Genomic DNA, 14,907 nt, shown 5'->3' on the forward strand with positions numbered 1-14,907 from the left:
CCGGGCGCCGTTACCCGGGTGAGGGCGCCCCGGCCGCGGGGCCGGCACGCGACCGGGAGCAGGACGTGGAGCAGCAGCAGGAGCACGCGCAGGCGGGCGGGTTCCGCCTGGCGGCGGTGTTCGACGTGATCGACCCGGTGACCGGGCCGGAGTTCTCACCGGACCGCGAGCTGGTGGAGGACGCGACGGAACGGGCCGTGCTGGCCGGGTACCTACGGGCCGGCGCAGCGGTGCTGATGACGCCGATGCTCATGGACGACGTCTTCGACTCCTCCCGCCGGGGCGCCGTCCCGCTGAACTACCGCACCGACGGCGAGTGGATCTGGACCGACACCGTCACCTACTACCTGGAGGAGTACGACCTCGCGCCCGAGCCCGGGCTGCTGGCGCACCTGCGCGCGCGGGCGGACGCACGCCCCCGGCCGGACGCGGCGACCCTGGAGCGGGCGGCCGACTTCGTCCTCAACCCGCCGCGGCCGGCCGAGCCGGTGTGGCGCCCGGACACCGGCTGAACCCGACGCGCCCCGCCGTCCGTGGGACAGGAGAGGGGCTGCTCCGTCGCGCGACCGGTGAGGTCGGGACGGGCCCGCCCCTGTCGGGCGTCGTCGTCGAGGACCAGGAGACCTGGGTGGGCAAGGTGCGCAGCGGACGGGACAGTCAGCCGTCGGGCGGGGGTATCCAACTGCCCGCCGTGGCCTGGGCGGTGCCCGAGCCGGCCGGGGAACCGGAGACTCCGGGGACGGCCGGGCAGGCGGGGACGGCCGGGGAGTCCGGCACGGGCACGGCCCGCACCGCGGCGACCGGACCCGCGGCGGTGGGCGCCACCGGGGCGGTGCCCGCGGTCGGGAACGCGGCGGCGACGCGGGCCCCGGCGGCGCGGCAGGGCCGCGCCGGGGTGAGCGCCGCGCCCGCACCGGCGGGAGCGGCCGAGCAGGAGGGCGGCCAACGCCGCATCCCCAAGCCGATGGTGGCCGCCGCGGTGATCGCCGGCCTGGTGCTGGTCGGCGTGCCGCTGGGCGTCTCCGGGTTCGGCGGGGACGGCCCCGGCACGCCCGGCGCCGACGGCCCGCTGCCCGGCGGGTACTCCCAGCCGGACGGCGGCGGCGACGGCTACGTACCGGGCGCCGACGCGCCCGGCAACCCGCCCGGCGACCAGCCCCTGCAGCCGGGCCAGCCCGGCCAGCCGGGTCAGCCGGCCGGCGCCCCGCCCGGCGAGGGCGTCGCCCCCGCCGCCGGGATCGCCGCCGCAGCCCTGCCCGGCGCCTTCCAGGCCCCCGACACGGTCCAGGGCGCGCCGCTCACCGGCCACGCCGCCGGCACTCCGGGCACACCCGCGGCACCCCAGGGCACCGGGCAGGGCACCGGCCAGGGCGCCGGCGCACCGCAGACCCAGCCCCAGCAGCCGCCCGCCGCCCAGCAGCCCCCGGCCGCCCAGCAGCCCGCCCCGCCCCCGGCCAAGCCCACCCAGCCGGCCCCGCCGCCCCCGCCCCCGCCCGCGCCGCGCACCTACAACGCCGTGGCGGGCCCCGGCTGCGGCGGGTCCACCTCCATGCAGCAGAACGGCTGGTTCGACAAGGGCCAGGAGGGCTGGCGCAGCAACTCCGGCGGCTACACCGGTGACGGCTGCGGCGGCGGCTTCACCTCGGTGCCGATGTCCGGCGACGCCAACGACGACAAGAGCAACTCGGTGGTGTGGACCTTCACCACCGGCTCGCTCACCACCGGCACCTGCGACCTGTCGGTGTACGTGCCCAACGGGGACCTCAAGGCCGTCGGCGGCGCCCCGACCTACTACACCGTGCAGAACAAGGCCTTCGAGGTGGACCAGACCGCCCACCGGGGCCAGTGGGTCTCCGCGGGCACCTTCCCGCTCAGCGGCGGAAGGATCGCCGTGGTGCTGCACAGCCGCGGCCAGGACTGGAAGGGCGGCACCAAGACCTACGCCCACCACGCCGCCTCCGCCGTCCGGGCCAACTGCACCGGCTGACCCCGCCCGCCCCCACCCCCCGGCGCCCCAGCCCCCACCCCCGCGCACACCAGCACCACCGGCACCACAGCCACGAACGACGGAGGAGAACGCCCCATGAACCGCCATGTGCTGACGGTCTGTGCGGAGCCGAGCGACGGTGGCTACCGCACGATCGGCGCCGCCCTGGAGGCGGCCCGCAGCGGAGCGGTGATCAGCGTCCGCCCGGGCCGCTACGAGGAGAACCTGGTGATCACCAAGATGGTGACCATCACCGCCGAGGAAGCCCGCGGCAGCGTACGCGTCAGCCCCCGGCGCGGCGCCGTGGTCCAGGTCGTCGCCGAGGCCGTCCAGCTCACCGGCCTGGTCCTCCAGGGCCAGGACGAGGAACTGCCCACCGTCGACGTCCCGCGCGGCCAGGCCGCCCTGCAGGACTGCGAAGTGGCGGGCAACTCCTGGACGGCCGTCCTGACCCGCCAACAGGGCTCGCTCGCGATGCGCGGCTGCCGCGTCGTCAACCCCGCCGGCGCCGGCATCGTCGAGACCTCCACCGGCACCAGCGTCATCGAGGACTGCGTGATCGAACACCTCGGCAGCTCCGCCGTGGTCATCGGCGAGAGCGCCAACCCCGTCGTGCGCAACTGCGTCATGCGCGACGCCCGCGGCAACGGCGTGTGCGCCAACGGCGAGGGACGCGGCTCGATCGAGGACTGCGAGATCTCCGCCACCGACAAACCCGGCATCGCCCTGGAGGAGAACAGCTCCACCCGGGTCCTGCGCACCACCGTCCGGGACGCCTCGATCGGCGTCTACGTCGGCTCCGCCGCCCAGGTGGTGCTGGAGGACTGCACGGTCAGCGCCACCCGCGGCCACGGCCTGGTCCTGGCCGGCGGCACCGACCCGCTGGTGCGGCGCTGCCGCACGGTCCGCACCCGCGGCCACGGCATCCACGTCACCGGCCGCTCCCGGGGCCGCCTCGAGGAGTGCGAGGTGGCCGGCTCGGAGACGGCCGGGATCCTGGTGGACGAGTCCTCCAGCCCCGTCCTGACCCGCACCGCGGTCGCCGACAGCGCCGGTCCGGGAGTGGAACTGACCGGCGAGAGCGCCGCCGAGTTCGACCGGCTGGAGGTACGCGGCGCGGCCGGCGCCGGGGTGAGCGTGCGCGACGGCGCCAACCCGCTGCTGCGCCGCCTGGACGTCGCCGAGGTGCACGGCCACGGCGTCGAGGTGTTGCGGGAGGGACGCGGGCGGCTGGAGTCCTGCCTGCTGTCCGCCACCGGGCTGGCCGCGCTGCGGGTCACCGACGGCGGCAACACCCAGGTCGGCGGCTCCACGGTGCGCGGCGCCGCCCCGGCCGCCAGCACCGCCAGGACCGGCGCGGTGGCCGGGGTCGAGGTCGGCCCCGGCGGCGTCGTCTCGCTGCGCGACTGCGACATCGCCGAATGGACCGGCGAGGGCGTCCTGGTCGAGGACGGCGGCGAACTCACCATGGCCCGCGGCCGGGTGCACGGCAACCGCCGCCACGGCGTCCTGCTGGGAGCGGGCAGCCGGGCCGCGCTGACCGGCTGCGAACTGACCGACAACGCCGGCGACGGCCTGCGCGTGGAGTCCGAGGAACCGGTGCGGGTCACCGGGTGCACCGTCGCCGGCAACCGCGGCTCGGGGCTGCGCCAGACCCGGGCCGGCAGCCGGCTGGCCGTGCAGGACCTGACCAGCCGGGACAACGGCCGCGCCGACAGCCACGGCAGCGCGAGCGCCGGGGCCCAGGACGGCCCCGCGGCGGTCCGGCCCGCCGGCGCGCCCGACGGCACCGGAACCGACGCCGGGGAGCGCGCCGCCGCAGGCCCGGTGCCGCACCAGGGCGCCGCCCCGGCGCCGCCCGAGCCGCAGGGACCGCAGGCCGCCCTGCAGGCACTGGTCGGCCTGGAGGGCGTCAAGGACCAGGTGGCCACCCTGGTCAACCTCAACAAGCTGGCCCGGCGCCGCGAACAGGCCGGGATGCCGGCCCTGCCGATGGGCCGCCACCTGATCTTCGCCGGGCCCCCCGGCACCGGCAAGACCACCGTCGCCCGCCTCTACGGCGCCATCCTCGCCGAACTCGGCGTCCTGCGCAGCGGCCACCTGGTCGAGGTCGCCCGCGCCGACCTGGTCGCCTCGATCGTCGGCGGCACGGCGATCAAGACCACCGAGGTCTTCCAGTCGGCGCTCGGCGGCGTGCTGTTCATCGACGAGGCGTACGCGCTGTCCGCCGGATCGGGGGGCACCGGGCCGGACTTCGGCCGCGAGGCGATCGACACCCTGGTCAAGCTGATGGAGGACCACCGCGACGACGTGGTCGTGATCGTCGCCGGGTACTCGGAGGAGATGCGCGAGTTCCTCGCCTCCAACCCGGGCCTGGCCTCCCGCTTCAGCCGCACCGTGGAGTTCCGCAACTACGCGCCCGAGGAACTGGTCACCATCGTCGAGCGGGCCGCCACCGCGCACGGCTACGAACTCGACGCCGCCGCCGTCGAGGCGCTCGGCACGCACTTCACGCGGATGCCCAAGGGCGCCGACTTCGGCAACGGCCGCGCCGCCCGCAAGGTGTTCGAGGAGATGGTCGACCGCCAGGCGTCCCGGCTGGCCGAACTCGCCGAGGTCACCGACGCGGACCTGCCGCTGCTGCTGCCCGAGGACCTCGGCGCCGAGGCCGCCGCCGCGGCCCGCGCGGACGCCGGCGCGGCCGCCACCGGCGGCGGGAGCACCGAACTGCTGGACCAGCTGCGCTCGATGGTCGGCCTCGCCGCCGCCAAGGAACAGGTCGAGAACCTGGTCAACCTCATCACCCAGGTGCGCCGCCGGGAGGAGGCCGGCCTGCCCACCGCGAAGATCAGCCACCACCTGGTCTTCGCCGGGCCGCCCGGCACCGGCAAGACCACCGTCGCCCGCCTCTACGGCGAACTCCTCGCCGAGCTCGGCGTGCTGCCCGGCGGGCGGCTGGTCGAGACCGCCCGCGCCGACCTGGTCGGCCGCTACATCGGCCACACCGCCCAGCTCACCCGGGACGCCTTCGAACGCGCCCGCGGCGGCGTGCTCTTCATCGACGAGGCCTACACCCTCACCCCGCGCGGCGGCGCCGCCGGGGGCGACTTCGGGCAGGAAGCGGTCGACACCCTGATGAAGCTGATGGAGGACCACCGCGACGAAGTCGTGGTGATCGTCGCCGGCTACCAGGAGGAGATGCAGGGCTTCCTCGCCTCCAACCCCGGCCTGGCCTCCCGCTTCTCCCAGCAGATCGCCTTCGACCACTACAGCGCGGACGAACTCGTCACCATCGTGCGGCTGCAGGCCGAACAGGCCGGCTACGTCTGCGCACCCGAGACCCTCACCGCCCTGACGCAGCTGTGCGAAGCCGTCCCGCGCGACCGCAACTTCGGCAACGGCCGCTTCGCCCGCCAGACGCTGGAGGCGATGGTCACCCGGCAGGCCGGGCGCCTGGCCCGGCTCGACATCGCCGACGTGTCCGAGCTGAGCCTGCTGCTGCCGCAGGACATCCCCGCCCTGTTGCAGGGGAGCGGCGTGTGACGGGCGGCCGCTCCCGTCCGCGCCGCGCCGAGGGGGCGCGCCGCACGGGGCCCGCCTCGGCGGTGTCCGCCGTGCTGTGCTGCGGCGTCCTGCTGGCGGCGGCCGCCCCGGCCGGCGCCGCGCCCGGCGCCCCGGCCCCCGGCACGGAGCCGCCCGGCACGCCGCAGACCGCCGCGACGGGCACCGCCCGTCCGGGGCAGGCCCCCTCCGGCGGCGAGGCGGGGGCGCTGCCCGTGATCGGTCAGAACCGCGGCGCGGGCCGCCCAGACGGCTGCGTGAAGCCCTCCGACAAGGACACCGACCGGCTGCCGTGGGCCCAGGCCTTCCTGCGCCCCGAGGCCGCCTGGCAGCTCGGCCGCGGCGCCGGGGTGACCGTCGCCGTCGTCGGCTCCGGCGTCGACCCTGCCTCCGGCGTCCTGGGCGACCGCCTGGTGCCGGGACCGCGTGAGTACGGCGACGGCGGCTCCACCCGCGACTGCGTCGGCCACGGCACCTTCCTCGCCGGGCTGATCGCGGCCCGCCACCGGGACGGCGTCGGCTTCGCGGGCATCGCCCCCGAGGCGCGGATCCTCGCCGTGGCCGTGACCGACGACGCCGGGAACACCACCGCCGCCCTGCTGGCCAAGGGCATCCGGGACGCGGCCGACGGCGGCGCCCGGGTGATCGCGGTGGCCCTGCCCGTCGTGGCGGGCAACCAGGACCTGGCGGACGCGGTCCGCCACGCCGACGGCAAGGGCGCCCTGGTGGTCGCCCCGGCCGGCCCCGACCAGGGCGGCGGCTCCGGGGGCGGGCCCGCCGCGGCCCCCGCGGAGGTCCTGACGGTGTCCGACCTGGCCCCGAACGGCGCCCCGCCCGGCGGCGGCCAGGACTCCGGCGGCCAGGGCGGCCAGGGCGGCCAGGGCGGTCCTGGCGGCTCCGGCGGTTCGGTCGCCTCGGGGGGCTCCGGCGCCCCGGGCGGCGGGGCCGGGCGGATCGACCTGGTGGCCCCGGGGGACGCGATGATGAGCGTCGGTCCCGGCGGCAAGGGCTACTTCACCGGCTCGGGGCCCAGCTTCGCCACCGCCGTGGTGGCCGGCACCGCCGCCCTGGTCCTCGGCTACCGGCCGGACCTCGACCCGGCCGGGCTGAAGGACCGTCTGACCTCCACCGCCTACCACCCGGGCACCGCCCTGCCGGACCCCCGCCTCGGCTACGGCACGGTCGACCCGGCGGCCGCCGTCGGCGCCCCGGCCCCGGCCGCCCCCGCCCCGTCCTCCCGCCCGGTCCCGTCCGCGGCCGCACTCCAGCCGCCGCCCCCGGACCCCGCCGGCCGCCAGGCCGTCATGACGGCGGGCGCCGTCCTCACCGCCGTGGCCCTGGTCACCGGCACCGCACTGGTCTGCGCGGCCGGCCGCCGCCGCTCCTGGCGCCCCGGACGCTGGCAGGCCTGACGGCTCTGCCCGGCCCGGGCCCGGTCCCGGGCCCGGGGGTGCCCCGGTTCTCCGCCCGCGCCGCACGCACCCCGACGCCGCCCCGCCCGCCCCGCAGGAGCCGGCGGGCCTGACGGGCCCGTTCCTGCCCCGAGCCGGCCCCGGGGCCGGCTCGGGGCTCCTGTCCTCGGGGCGAGGCTTCCGGAGCCGGCAACGTCGCCACCGGACTCATCCCCGCACCACCGGCAGGCCCGACGCCCGGCCCGGCCGCCGGGAGCGGCGGTGCCTCAGAGACTCATCCCCTCGGCGACCGCGGCGGCGAGTTCGAGGTGGGCGCGGCGGGTGCGGTGGCGGAGCTTCGCGGGATCGAACGTCCCGCCGAGGGCCAGGTGTTCGTCGAAGGGCAGGACGACGGCGGCCCGGCAGAGGCTCTCGAAGTGCGCCACCAGGTTCTCCGCCTTCACGACCCGGGCCGTGCCGCGGATGCCGGAGATCAGCGTCACGCTGCGCCGGGCCAGCGGGCCGTACCCGTTCGCGTGCAGCCACTCCAGGGTGGCGCCGGCGCCGCTCGCGCCGTCGATGCTGGTGGTGGCGGCGATGACCAGCTGGTCGGCGAGGTCGAGCACGGCGCGCATGGAGCTGTGCAGCAGGCTGGTGCCGCAGTCGCTGAGGACGATCGGGTACTGGCGGGCGAGCAGGTCGACCAGCTGCCGGTAGTCCTCGCCGCCGAAGGAGGTGGCGACCGCCGGATCCGGGTCGTTGGCCAGGACCTCCAGCCCGCTGGGGGTCAGCGAGGTGAAGCGGCGGATGTCCATGTAGCCGGTGATCGAGGGCGCGGCGGCCAGCAGGTCCTGGACGGTGGCTGCGGTCTCCCGGCGGACCCTGCGGCTCAGGGTGCCGGTATCCGGGTTGGCGTCGACGGCGATCACCTTGTCGGACCGGGTCTCGGCGAGGACGGAGCCGAGCGCCAGCGTCGCGGAGGTCTTGCCCACACCGCCTTTGAGGCCGACGACGGCGATCCGGTAGGAGCGGTGCAACGGCGTGCGGATGACGGCCTCCAGCCGCTCCCGCTCGCCCCGGCCGAGGCCGGTGCCGAGGCCGATCCCGCGCAGGCCCCGCCGCGCGGCGGGCGCGGTGGGCGCGGCGGGCACGCCGACCGCCGGCACGGGTCGTGCCGCCTGCACCGGTGGTTGTACAACCGGTGCGAGAGGTACGACCGGTGCGGGCGGTGCGACTGGCGCGGGCGGTACGGCGGGGGCGAGGGCCTGCCGGGGCCGGGGCTCAGTCAGCTGCGGCGGGGGCGGCGTCTGCGGGGCGAGGCCGGCGGGCACCGGCCGGGCCTCCGGGGGCACGAGCACCGTGCCCATGGCGTCCAGCGGCCGGTGCCACTGCGGCCGGGCCTCCTGCCGCGGTGCGACGGGCCCGTACACGGGGGCGAGGTCCCAGTCCGCGTCCTGCTCCAGCCGTCGTACCCGCTCGATGACCGTGTGGTCGCCCGTCACGCCATCGCCTCCTGCCATGTAGCCCCGGCCCCCGCCACCCCCCTCAACGGCCCGGGGCGGCGAACCCGTTCAACGCCGCAGCCCGCGGCGGCCCGCGGCGGGCCGGGCCGGGCCGCCGGGTCCTGTCAGGGCAGCGGCTGGTCGACCGCGGTGGCCACCGGGGCGGGCAGTTCGCGCATGTCGGCGAAGGTGCGGGTACCGGGGCCGAGGGGCCCGGCACGGTGCGGCTCAGTGCGGGTGGCCCAGGTACGGGAAGGCCGGCAGCAGGTCGGTGTGCGGACCGATGTGGTCGGTGGGCACCTTGCCGTCCGTCAGCATCGACAGCCGCGCCGACGTCACGTCGTCGCTCAGCGTGCGCCCGTTCGGATAGCCCGCCGGACGGGTGCGGTCGTAGCGCAGGATGTCCGGCAGCACCACCCGCAGCTGCGCCTCGGCCGCGTCCGTCGTGTAGTCGCCGAAGTGCTGCAGCACGGCCGTCCACGGCTCGCGGTAGGTCTGCCAGTCCTCGGCCGGCTCCCCGGCGTTGTACGCGTCCTTGACGTCCTCCGCGTTGAAGTACGCCGTCAGCGACGGGTGCGCACCGCGGTCCACCGACACCAGCCCGCCGTCCCTGCGCACGCTCACCCGCGCCCACACCCCGATCTGCGGCGCGTCGCCGAACTCCGCGTCCGGCGCCTCCAGCACGATCCCGAACACGTTCTTGTCCGCGCCCCAGTCCACCCCCGTCCACTGGAACTTGTCGACGATTCCGTCCAGGTCGGCGAAGAACGGGTCGCTGCGCAGCCCCGCGCTCACCCGGTACGGGCCCGCCTCGACCACCGCCGGGGTGCCCGTGAAGCTCACCGGCGCCCCCGACATCAGCGGCTCGCCCGTCGCCTCGTGCCCGCGCGCCCCCTCACCGGTGGCACGCCGCACCGTCATGGTCTGCGCGCCGTCCACCGGTTCGGAGAAGGTGAAACTGAAACCGAGGTCGGCCCGGTTGTCGCCGTCGGTGTCGACGTTGATCCGGTACACCGCCTCCGGGTGGAAGGCCTGCCCGCCGCTCGGCGCCACCGGGTTGACGTTCATGATCAGCACCGTCCGGCCCGCCTGCGGCGAGGCGAAGGCGAACAGGTCGGTCAGGTCCAGGCGCGCGTCGCCGTCGGGCGAGCGCAGATTCGGTCCGCTGAGGTGGTGCGACAAGACGGTCTCCTGAGCATCGGCATCGTACGGACGGCCCCACCCCTCCCGGGGCCATTGCTAGCACGCCCGCCCGCCCCCGGCCCGCCGCGCTGCGCCGCGCGGAGGAGGCCCTAGCCGGCGACCGGGGCCTGCGGGGCCTGGTCGGCGAGGGCGTCGAGGTGGGTGCCCAGGCGCTGCAGCAGGGACATCAGCACCCGGTACTCCTCCGGCTCCAGGCACGCCGTCATCCGCGCGCGCAGCTCGGCGACCTGCCCGGACACCCGCCGGTGCGCGGTGGCGCCCTCGCCGGTCAGGGCCACGGCACCGTCCTCGCCGGTGCGCACCCAGCCGCGGGCGGCCAGGGCGTCCAGGTACGGGCGCATGGTCGGCTCCTCGGCGGTGAGGAAGGCCGCCATGACCGCGTCGACCTCGGCGGCGGGCAGCGGGCGGCCGGCGGCCACGGTGTTGAGGACCTGCCACTCGCGCCGGCTCAGCGCGTCGGCGGCGAACAGGCGGGCCATGCTCTGCTCGATGGCGCCGTCGATGTGCCGCAGCCAGTAGCCGAGCGGGCGCTGCTCGCGGACGTTGGGCAGGGCGGCGGCAGCGGTGGAAGCGGTGCCGGTGGTGGTGTCGCTGGTGGTCATGGCGGGATCCCCCTCGGATGCATGTCTTTTTACAACAGTTGTAACCTAGCATGCATGTCGAAGCGGGAACAGGGCACGCAGCAGAAGAGCACGCAGGACGGGCAGGAGGAGGCGCTCGCCGCCGTCGAACGCGCGATGGTCGCCATCCGCCGCAGCCAGACCCGCCGCTCGCTGGGCCGCATCGCGCCGCCCGACGGCGGACCGGCCGTCGACCCCACCCTGTTCTCGGTGCTCGACGCCGTCGAGGCCCACGACGGGCCGTGCGCGGTCACCGACGTCGCCGCGGCCCTCGGCGTCGACCAGCCCCGGGCCAGCCGCCTGGTGCTGCGCACGGTGGAGGAGGGCTGGCTGGAGCGCGGCAGCGACCCGCGCGACGCCCGCCGCACCCTGCTCGCCCTCACCGCGGCCGGGCGCGGGCAGCTGGAGCGCGCCCACCGCTTCCGCCGCGAGGTGTTCGCCCGCGCGATGACCGACTGGCCCGACGCCGACCGCACCGAGTTCGCCCGCCTGCTCACCGCCTTCGTCGCCGGCTTCGGCCGGGCGGTGACGAACCACGAGGAATAGGGGGCCTCAGAAGCCCTGCGGAGCCTGCGCCCCGAGCAGGACCGGCAGCACGTGGTGCCCGTTGGAGATCGTCGACTCGGCCGTCCGTACCCTGGACCCGCGCCGCGACGAGGCCACCGGGTGCTGGAGCGTCGACGGGCGGCAGCGCCCCGACCTCGACGGCGCCCTGGGCTTGTCCCCGCTCACCGATACCCCGCCCGTCCTGCGCCACGCCCTGTACCGGGGCCCGGGCGAGCGGGAGTTCCTGATGGCCTGGATCCGCGTGCCCGACCTGGCGGTCGTCCCCCTCCCGTCAGACCTGTACCCACCTGTGCCGGCACGGGGACGGCCGCGCCACCGTCCGCTACGCGTCGGGCGAACTACCGAGCCGACGTGCTGGTGGACGCCGACGGCCTGGTCGTGGACGGCCCGGGCCTGGCCCACCGCATCGCCTGACGGCGGCTTGCCCGAGAGGCGACCCGGGGGCGGTGTCACGGATCGCGGGGCTGAGGGGTCGAGCATGCGTCAACCCCGGTGCGCTCGTGCACCGTGGCCGCGAGGTCGGGGAGCTGTGCCGTCTGCGCGCTGGTCAACTGCCGTAGGATGCGGGTCTCTTCGTTGTGGTAGGCGTGCAGCGGGGTGCGGGCGGCGGCGGTGAGTGGGGGGTGCGGGTCGGGGTCGGCGGTGGCCTCGTGCGGCGGCTCGGCGGCGGTTGCCGCCTGGGTGGCGAGGCGGTCGGGGGCGGTCTCGATGGCCGCGTGGTAGAGGCTTTCCTTGTTGCTTCGTGATCGTCCGTATGCTGCGTTTCGCGTTCAGGGATACCGCCGCCGGTGAGGACCGCGTCCACGTGCTCGCGGTGGTGCGCTGCATCGTCGTCGTTGAGTCGGTGGCTTTCGTGACGGTCGGCCGGGACCTGGGGGGCGACGGCTTCACTCACCGATGGCTTCACTCATGCCTGCTGTGTGGGCATGCTGGATCTGCCGGCTCTGCGTCGCTATCTGCCCGACCCTGTCCACCTTGCCGGGGACCCGTGGATCATGCCGTACCTGGCCAGGATCGCGATCGGCCCGGAGCTGTCCGACGATATGACCCCCGGCCTCGCTGAGCGGATCCGTGCCCTGCACGAGGAGGAGGTGGCGCTCTACCCGCGGTGGGCTGCCGAGTTCGCCTCGCTGCTCGCTGCCTGAGCCGGGGGCCCTCCGGCGGGCCCGCCGGTGGGGGTGGTGTGGCGGGCGATCAGGGCCCGCCGGTGGGGGTGGTGTGGCGGGCGATCAGGGCGTGCGGCGCGTCGGGGCAGGGGGTGGCGCGTTTGGGTAGCGTGGGGAAGCAGGTGCCGCTGCGGTTCGGTACCGCGATCTGGTGCTCCGTCTCCAGCGAGGGCGGTACCCGCGCCCCGGGGCAGGACGCGGGTGCCGCGCGCGTGGGTGACGCTTACCCCGGTGGGGTGCACCACCGCGTGGTACCGGCCGTCGCGTCGGGTCGCCCGGCGCTGCGGCGAGAGCACCTGGTAGCGCGGCGCGAGCAGGGCCAGTGCCGCCGGCGTGGCCGCCAGGACCGCGTGCGAGGCGCCCGCCGCGCCGGTCGCCGTGTTCGGCGCGCAGCCGAGCGTGGCGATCGCGGCCGGTACCCGCAGTGTCACCCGGGTCGGCCGGCTCGCGGTGGTGTGCCGGGCTTGGGCGGCGACCGTCTCGCGGAAGTCCTCGGCCGTCGGCGCGTACGCCGGCTCCACCCGCTCCATCCGCTCCTGGTCCACCGCTCGCTCTCCTTGATCCACTGTCCGGCGCGGCGGATCCCAGCAGGAGCCCGTACCCGGCCGGGGACCGGCGGATACCCCTGTGACCAGCGGCTTTCCACGATCCCGCACCCGTGCGCCGCCACCGCGTCCGACCGGTACCGGTGCTCCACCAGGCACGGCCCGAACACTCGCCTGCCCGCGCCGGCGAAGCCGGGATTGACGAACAGGCGCAGTTCCTCGGCCGGCCCCTGGCGCAGCAGCGCTGCCACCGGCCCCGCGTCCCCGAAGCAGGCCAGTGGCCCGCCCGCCCGTTCCTTGGCCCGCGCCACCGTCCGGGCGAGCTCGCCGCTCAGCACCTCGGTGCGCGGCCACGCCTGCCGCGGCCACGCCTGCCGCGGGCGCCCCGAGCGGGACACCGCGAATTTCGCCGGCGCCCCGATCGCCCGGCTGAACTGCCAGTCCGCGTCCTCGGGGTGGAGCGCCGTCATCCGCTCCCAGTGCCCCAGGTGCCCCTCGTGCGTCATCGGCCGGCTCGGCAGGATTCCCCGAGGCGCCCGCCGGCAGCCTGTTGGACGAGGCCCGCAGATCCGCGCTCCACGGCCGGTTCGGCCCCTGGTTCCACAGCTGCCAGTCGGCGCCCGGCACGTCACTGTCGACGAAGCTGTCCGCCGGTACCTGCATCGCCACCACCAGCCGCCCCGCACCGCCCGTGCGCCCCCGCCTCGTCCATACCGCGTCTCCTTGCGCGCCACGGTAGGGCGGGGGTGCGACAATTTCCGCTCGACGCCCGGGATGCTGACGCTCGATCAGGCACGCAGGCGGGCAGGCGGGCAGGCGGGCAGGCGGGCAGGCGGGCAGGCGGGCAGGCGGGCAGGCACGCAGGCACGCAGGCGGGCAGGCGGGCAGGCAGGCAGGCGGGCAGGCACGCCGGCGGGCAGGCGGGCGGGCGGGCGGGCGGGCGGGCGGGCAGGCGGGCAGGCGAGCGGGCAGGCGGGCAGGCGGGCGGGCGGGCGGGCAGGCGGGCAGGCGGGTAGGCGGGGAGGAAGCGGGGGGAGGGGGAAGTCGGCCCGGCCGACTTCCCCCTCCCACGCCCGCGGCTCACGCCGTGCGGCGCTGCCTGGCGCGGTGGGCGAGGACGGGGAGTATCCGCTGCCACGCCGGGGACGACTCGGCGATCCGGGAGAAGATCACCTCCAGGTTCCCCGGCTCGCTGCTGTCACGCCCGTGCGCGACCTCCCACGCGTCCAAGTCCTCGATCAGGGCGTCCACCCGGGGATCGTGTGGATCCCACTCCATCGACTCGTCGCAGACCAGGAACAGCCGCACCGTGTCCGGGTCGTCGAAGCTCGCGTTCTTCTCCGCCACGCCCCGCCACATCGCCTCCGGGTCCAGCGCCTGCAGCAGGATCCAGGTGTCCCGTTCCAGCAGCACCATCCGCTCGCTGACCCCCAGCGCCCGCATCCGGTCCAGGATCGCCACCACCTCCGGCGGCAGCGCCAAGCGCTCACCGCTCGCCAAGTCCGCTATCCGGCGCCGGTGTTCGGCCAGCTGCTCGGCCTTGCGCTGCAACTCGGCGTCGATGTCCGCCACCGCCGCCGCGAACTGGGCCGGCCGCGCGTGCAGCAGCGCCCCGATCCGCGCCAGCGGCACCCCCGCCTCCGCGAGCGTCCGCACCCGGATCAGGTCCACCGCCGCCTGCGCGTCGTACCGCCGGTACCCGGAGGCGTCCCGCCCCGGCTCCGGCAGCAACCCCACCTGGTGGTAGTGCCGCACCGTGCGCACGGTGACACCGGCGGTCGCCGCGAGCTGACCGATCGTGAGCAAACGTTTCCTGCCTTCGGATGTGAGGGACACGGGGGCCGGGCCGAGTCTAAGACGAGTACGACAGCCCGGCCCGGCCTGGCAGGACGGCGCCCATGACCACCTGCCGAAAGGCCCATGCCGCGTAACCGGCCGCGCGCACCGCGCACCCGAGCACTCCACGCCGCCCGCACCCGCGCCTGCGCCCCACCCCCGCGCATCCACGGGCTGTCCGCCCGCGCGAGCCCGGCCGTGCACCGGATCGAGGACCGCAGCGACAGCTTCCACCTCCACCCCGGCGCCACCGAGCGCGCCCTGCGGCGCTACCGCGCGTTCCTGCACCCGCCCGGCAGCCGCCCGCTCGACCCACGGGAGTCGATGGTCTCCTGCTGCCCCGGGTGCTCCTTCGACGACGTCCGCCACGCCCGCGACGTACTGGACGAAGCCCTGCAACGCCTGCCGCCCCGCGCCCGCGCCGAACTCGCCTGCCTGGTAGGGCCCCTGGACGCCGGGCTGCGCCGCCGCGCCCTGCCCGACCCGTTCGCCGGCCGGCGCGGATGGCGTACCGCGCCTGCCTGGTACG

The 14,907-nt window shown here is 76.4% G+C and carries 13 protein-coding genes; 9 read left to right on the forward strand and 4 right to left on the reverse strand.

What is annotated here, in order from left to right; translation table 11 throughout:
• Positions 1 to 65 precede the first annotated feature (65 nt).
• The 4 genes from ACZ3TI_RS08050 (at position 66) to ACZ3TI_RS08065 (ending at position 6,960) form a co-directional block, all read left to right on the forward strand.
• Positions 66 to 512, forward strand: a complete 447-nt coding sequence (locus ACZ3TI_RS08050; RefSeq protein WP_465724628.1) for a hypothetical protein — start codon at positions 66 to 68, stop codon at positions 510 to 512.
• A 116-nt stretch (positions 513 to 628) separates the two neighbouring features.
• Complete coding sequence (locus tag ACZ3TI_RS08055; protein WP_465724630.1) at positions 629 to 1,987, forward strand: hypothetical protein; 1,359 nt, start codon at positions 629 to 631, stop codon at positions 1,985 to 1,987.
• A 96-nt stretch (positions 1,988 to 2,083) separates the two neighbouring features.
• Entirely contained in the window at positions 2,084 to 5,530 is a 3,447-nt protein-coding gene (locus tag ACZ3TI_RS08060) for a right-handed parallel beta-helix repeat-containing protein (protein WP_465724632.1), read from the forward strand.
• Positions 5,527 to 6,960 (forward strand): S8 family serine peptidase, encoded by a 1,434-nt coding sequence (locus ACZ3TI_RS08065; protein ID WP_465724634.1) that lies wholly within the window; start codon positions 5,527 to 5,529, stop codon positions 6,958 to 6,960. The genes ACZ3TI_RS08060 and ACZ3TI_RS08065 overlap by 4 nt, the downstream gene beginning before the upstream one ends.
• Positions 6,961 to 7,226: 266 nt before the next feature.
• On the opposite strand, the gene ACZ3TI_RS08070 is transcribed toward ACZ3TI_RS08065, so the two are convergent.
• The 3 genes from ACZ3TI_RS08070 to ACZ3TI_RS08080 all read right to left on the reverse strand — a co-directional run bounded on the left by ACZ3TI_RS08070 (position 7,227) and on the right by ACZ3TI_RS08080 (position 10,246).
• Positions 7,227 to 8,441, reverse strand: a complete 1,215-nt coding sequence (locus ACZ3TI_RS08070) for a MinD/ParA family ATP-binding protein (protein ID WP_465724635.1) — start codon at positions 8,439 to 8,441, stop codon at positions 7,227 to 7,229.
• A 228-nt stretch (positions 8,442 to 8,669) separates the two neighbouring features.
• The gene (locus ACZ3TI_RS08075) at positions 8,670 to 9,623 is read right to left on the reverse strand and encodes a DUF4331 family protein (protein WP_465724636.1); all 954 of its coding nucleotides are present in this window, start codon (positions 9,621 to 9,623) and stop codon (positions 8,670 to 8,672) included.
• A 110-nt stretch (positions 9,624 to 9,733) separates the two neighbouring features.
• On the reverse strand, positions 9,734 to 10,246 hold the full coding sequence (locus tag ACZ3TI_RS08080; RefSeq protein WP_465724638.1) for a MarR family winged helix-turn-helix transcriptional regulator: 513 nt from the start codon (positions 10,244 to 10,246) through the stop codon (positions 9,734 to 9,736).
• 54 nt (positions 10,247 to 10,300) lie between these two features.
• On the opposite strand from ACZ3TI_RS08080, the gene ACZ3TI_RS08085 reads away from it, so the two are divergent.
• The 4 genes from ACZ3TI_RS08085 (at position 10,301) to ACZ3TI_RS08100 (ending at position 12,558) form a co-directional block, all read left to right on the forward strand.
• Positions 10,301 to 10,810 carry a MarR family winged helix-turn-helix transcriptional regulator gene (locus ACZ3TI_RS08085; protein WP_465724640.1) on the forward strand — a complete coding sequence of 170 codons (510 nt, stop codon included), beginning with the start codon at positions 10,301 to 10,303 and terminating at the stop codon, positions 10,808 to 10,810.
• Positions 10,811 to 10,871: 61 nt separating this feature from the next.
• A complete protein-coding gene (locus ACZ3TI_RS08090) occupies positions 10,872 to 11,447 on the forward strand; it encodes a putative glycolipid-binding domain-containing protein (protein WP_465724642.1) in 576 nt (191 codons plus the stop codon).
• 310 nt (positions 11,448 to 11,757) lie between these two features.
• Entirely contained in the window at positions 11,758 to 11,976 is a 219-nt protein-coding gene (locus ACZ3TI_RS08095; RefSeq protein ID WP_465724644.1) for a hypothetical protein, read from the forward strand.
• A 354-nt stretch (positions 11,977 to 12,330) separates the two neighbouring features.
• Positions 12,331 to 12,558 carry a hypothetical protein gene (locus tag ACZ3TI_RS08100; RefSeq protein ID WP_465724646.1) on the forward strand — a complete coding sequence of 76 codons (228 nt, stop codon included), beginning with the start codon at positions 12,331 to 12,333 and terminating at the stop codon, positions 12,556 to 12,558.
• Positions 12,559 to 13,622: 1,064 nt separating this feature from the next.
• Here ACZ3TI_RS08100 and ACZ3TI_RS08105 read toward each other — a convergent pair.
• Positions 13,623 to 14,348, reverse strand: a complete 726-nt coding sequence (locus tag ACZ3TI_RS08105) for a MerR family transcriptional regulator (protein ID WP_465724648.1) — start codon at positions 14,346 to 14,348, stop codon at positions 13,623 to 13,625.
• A gap of 114 nt (positions 14,349 to 14,462) precedes the next feature.
• On the opposite strand from ACZ3TI_RS08105, the gene ACZ3TI_RS08110 reads away from it, so the two are divergent.
• Positions 14,463 to 14,907, forward strand: a 445-nt coding sequence (locus ACZ3TI_RS08110; RefSeq protein ID WP_465724649.1) for a hypothetical protein, incomplete at its 3' end; no start/stop codon positions are given.

The organism is Kitasatospora sp. NPDC023120, from assembly GCF_055560835.1.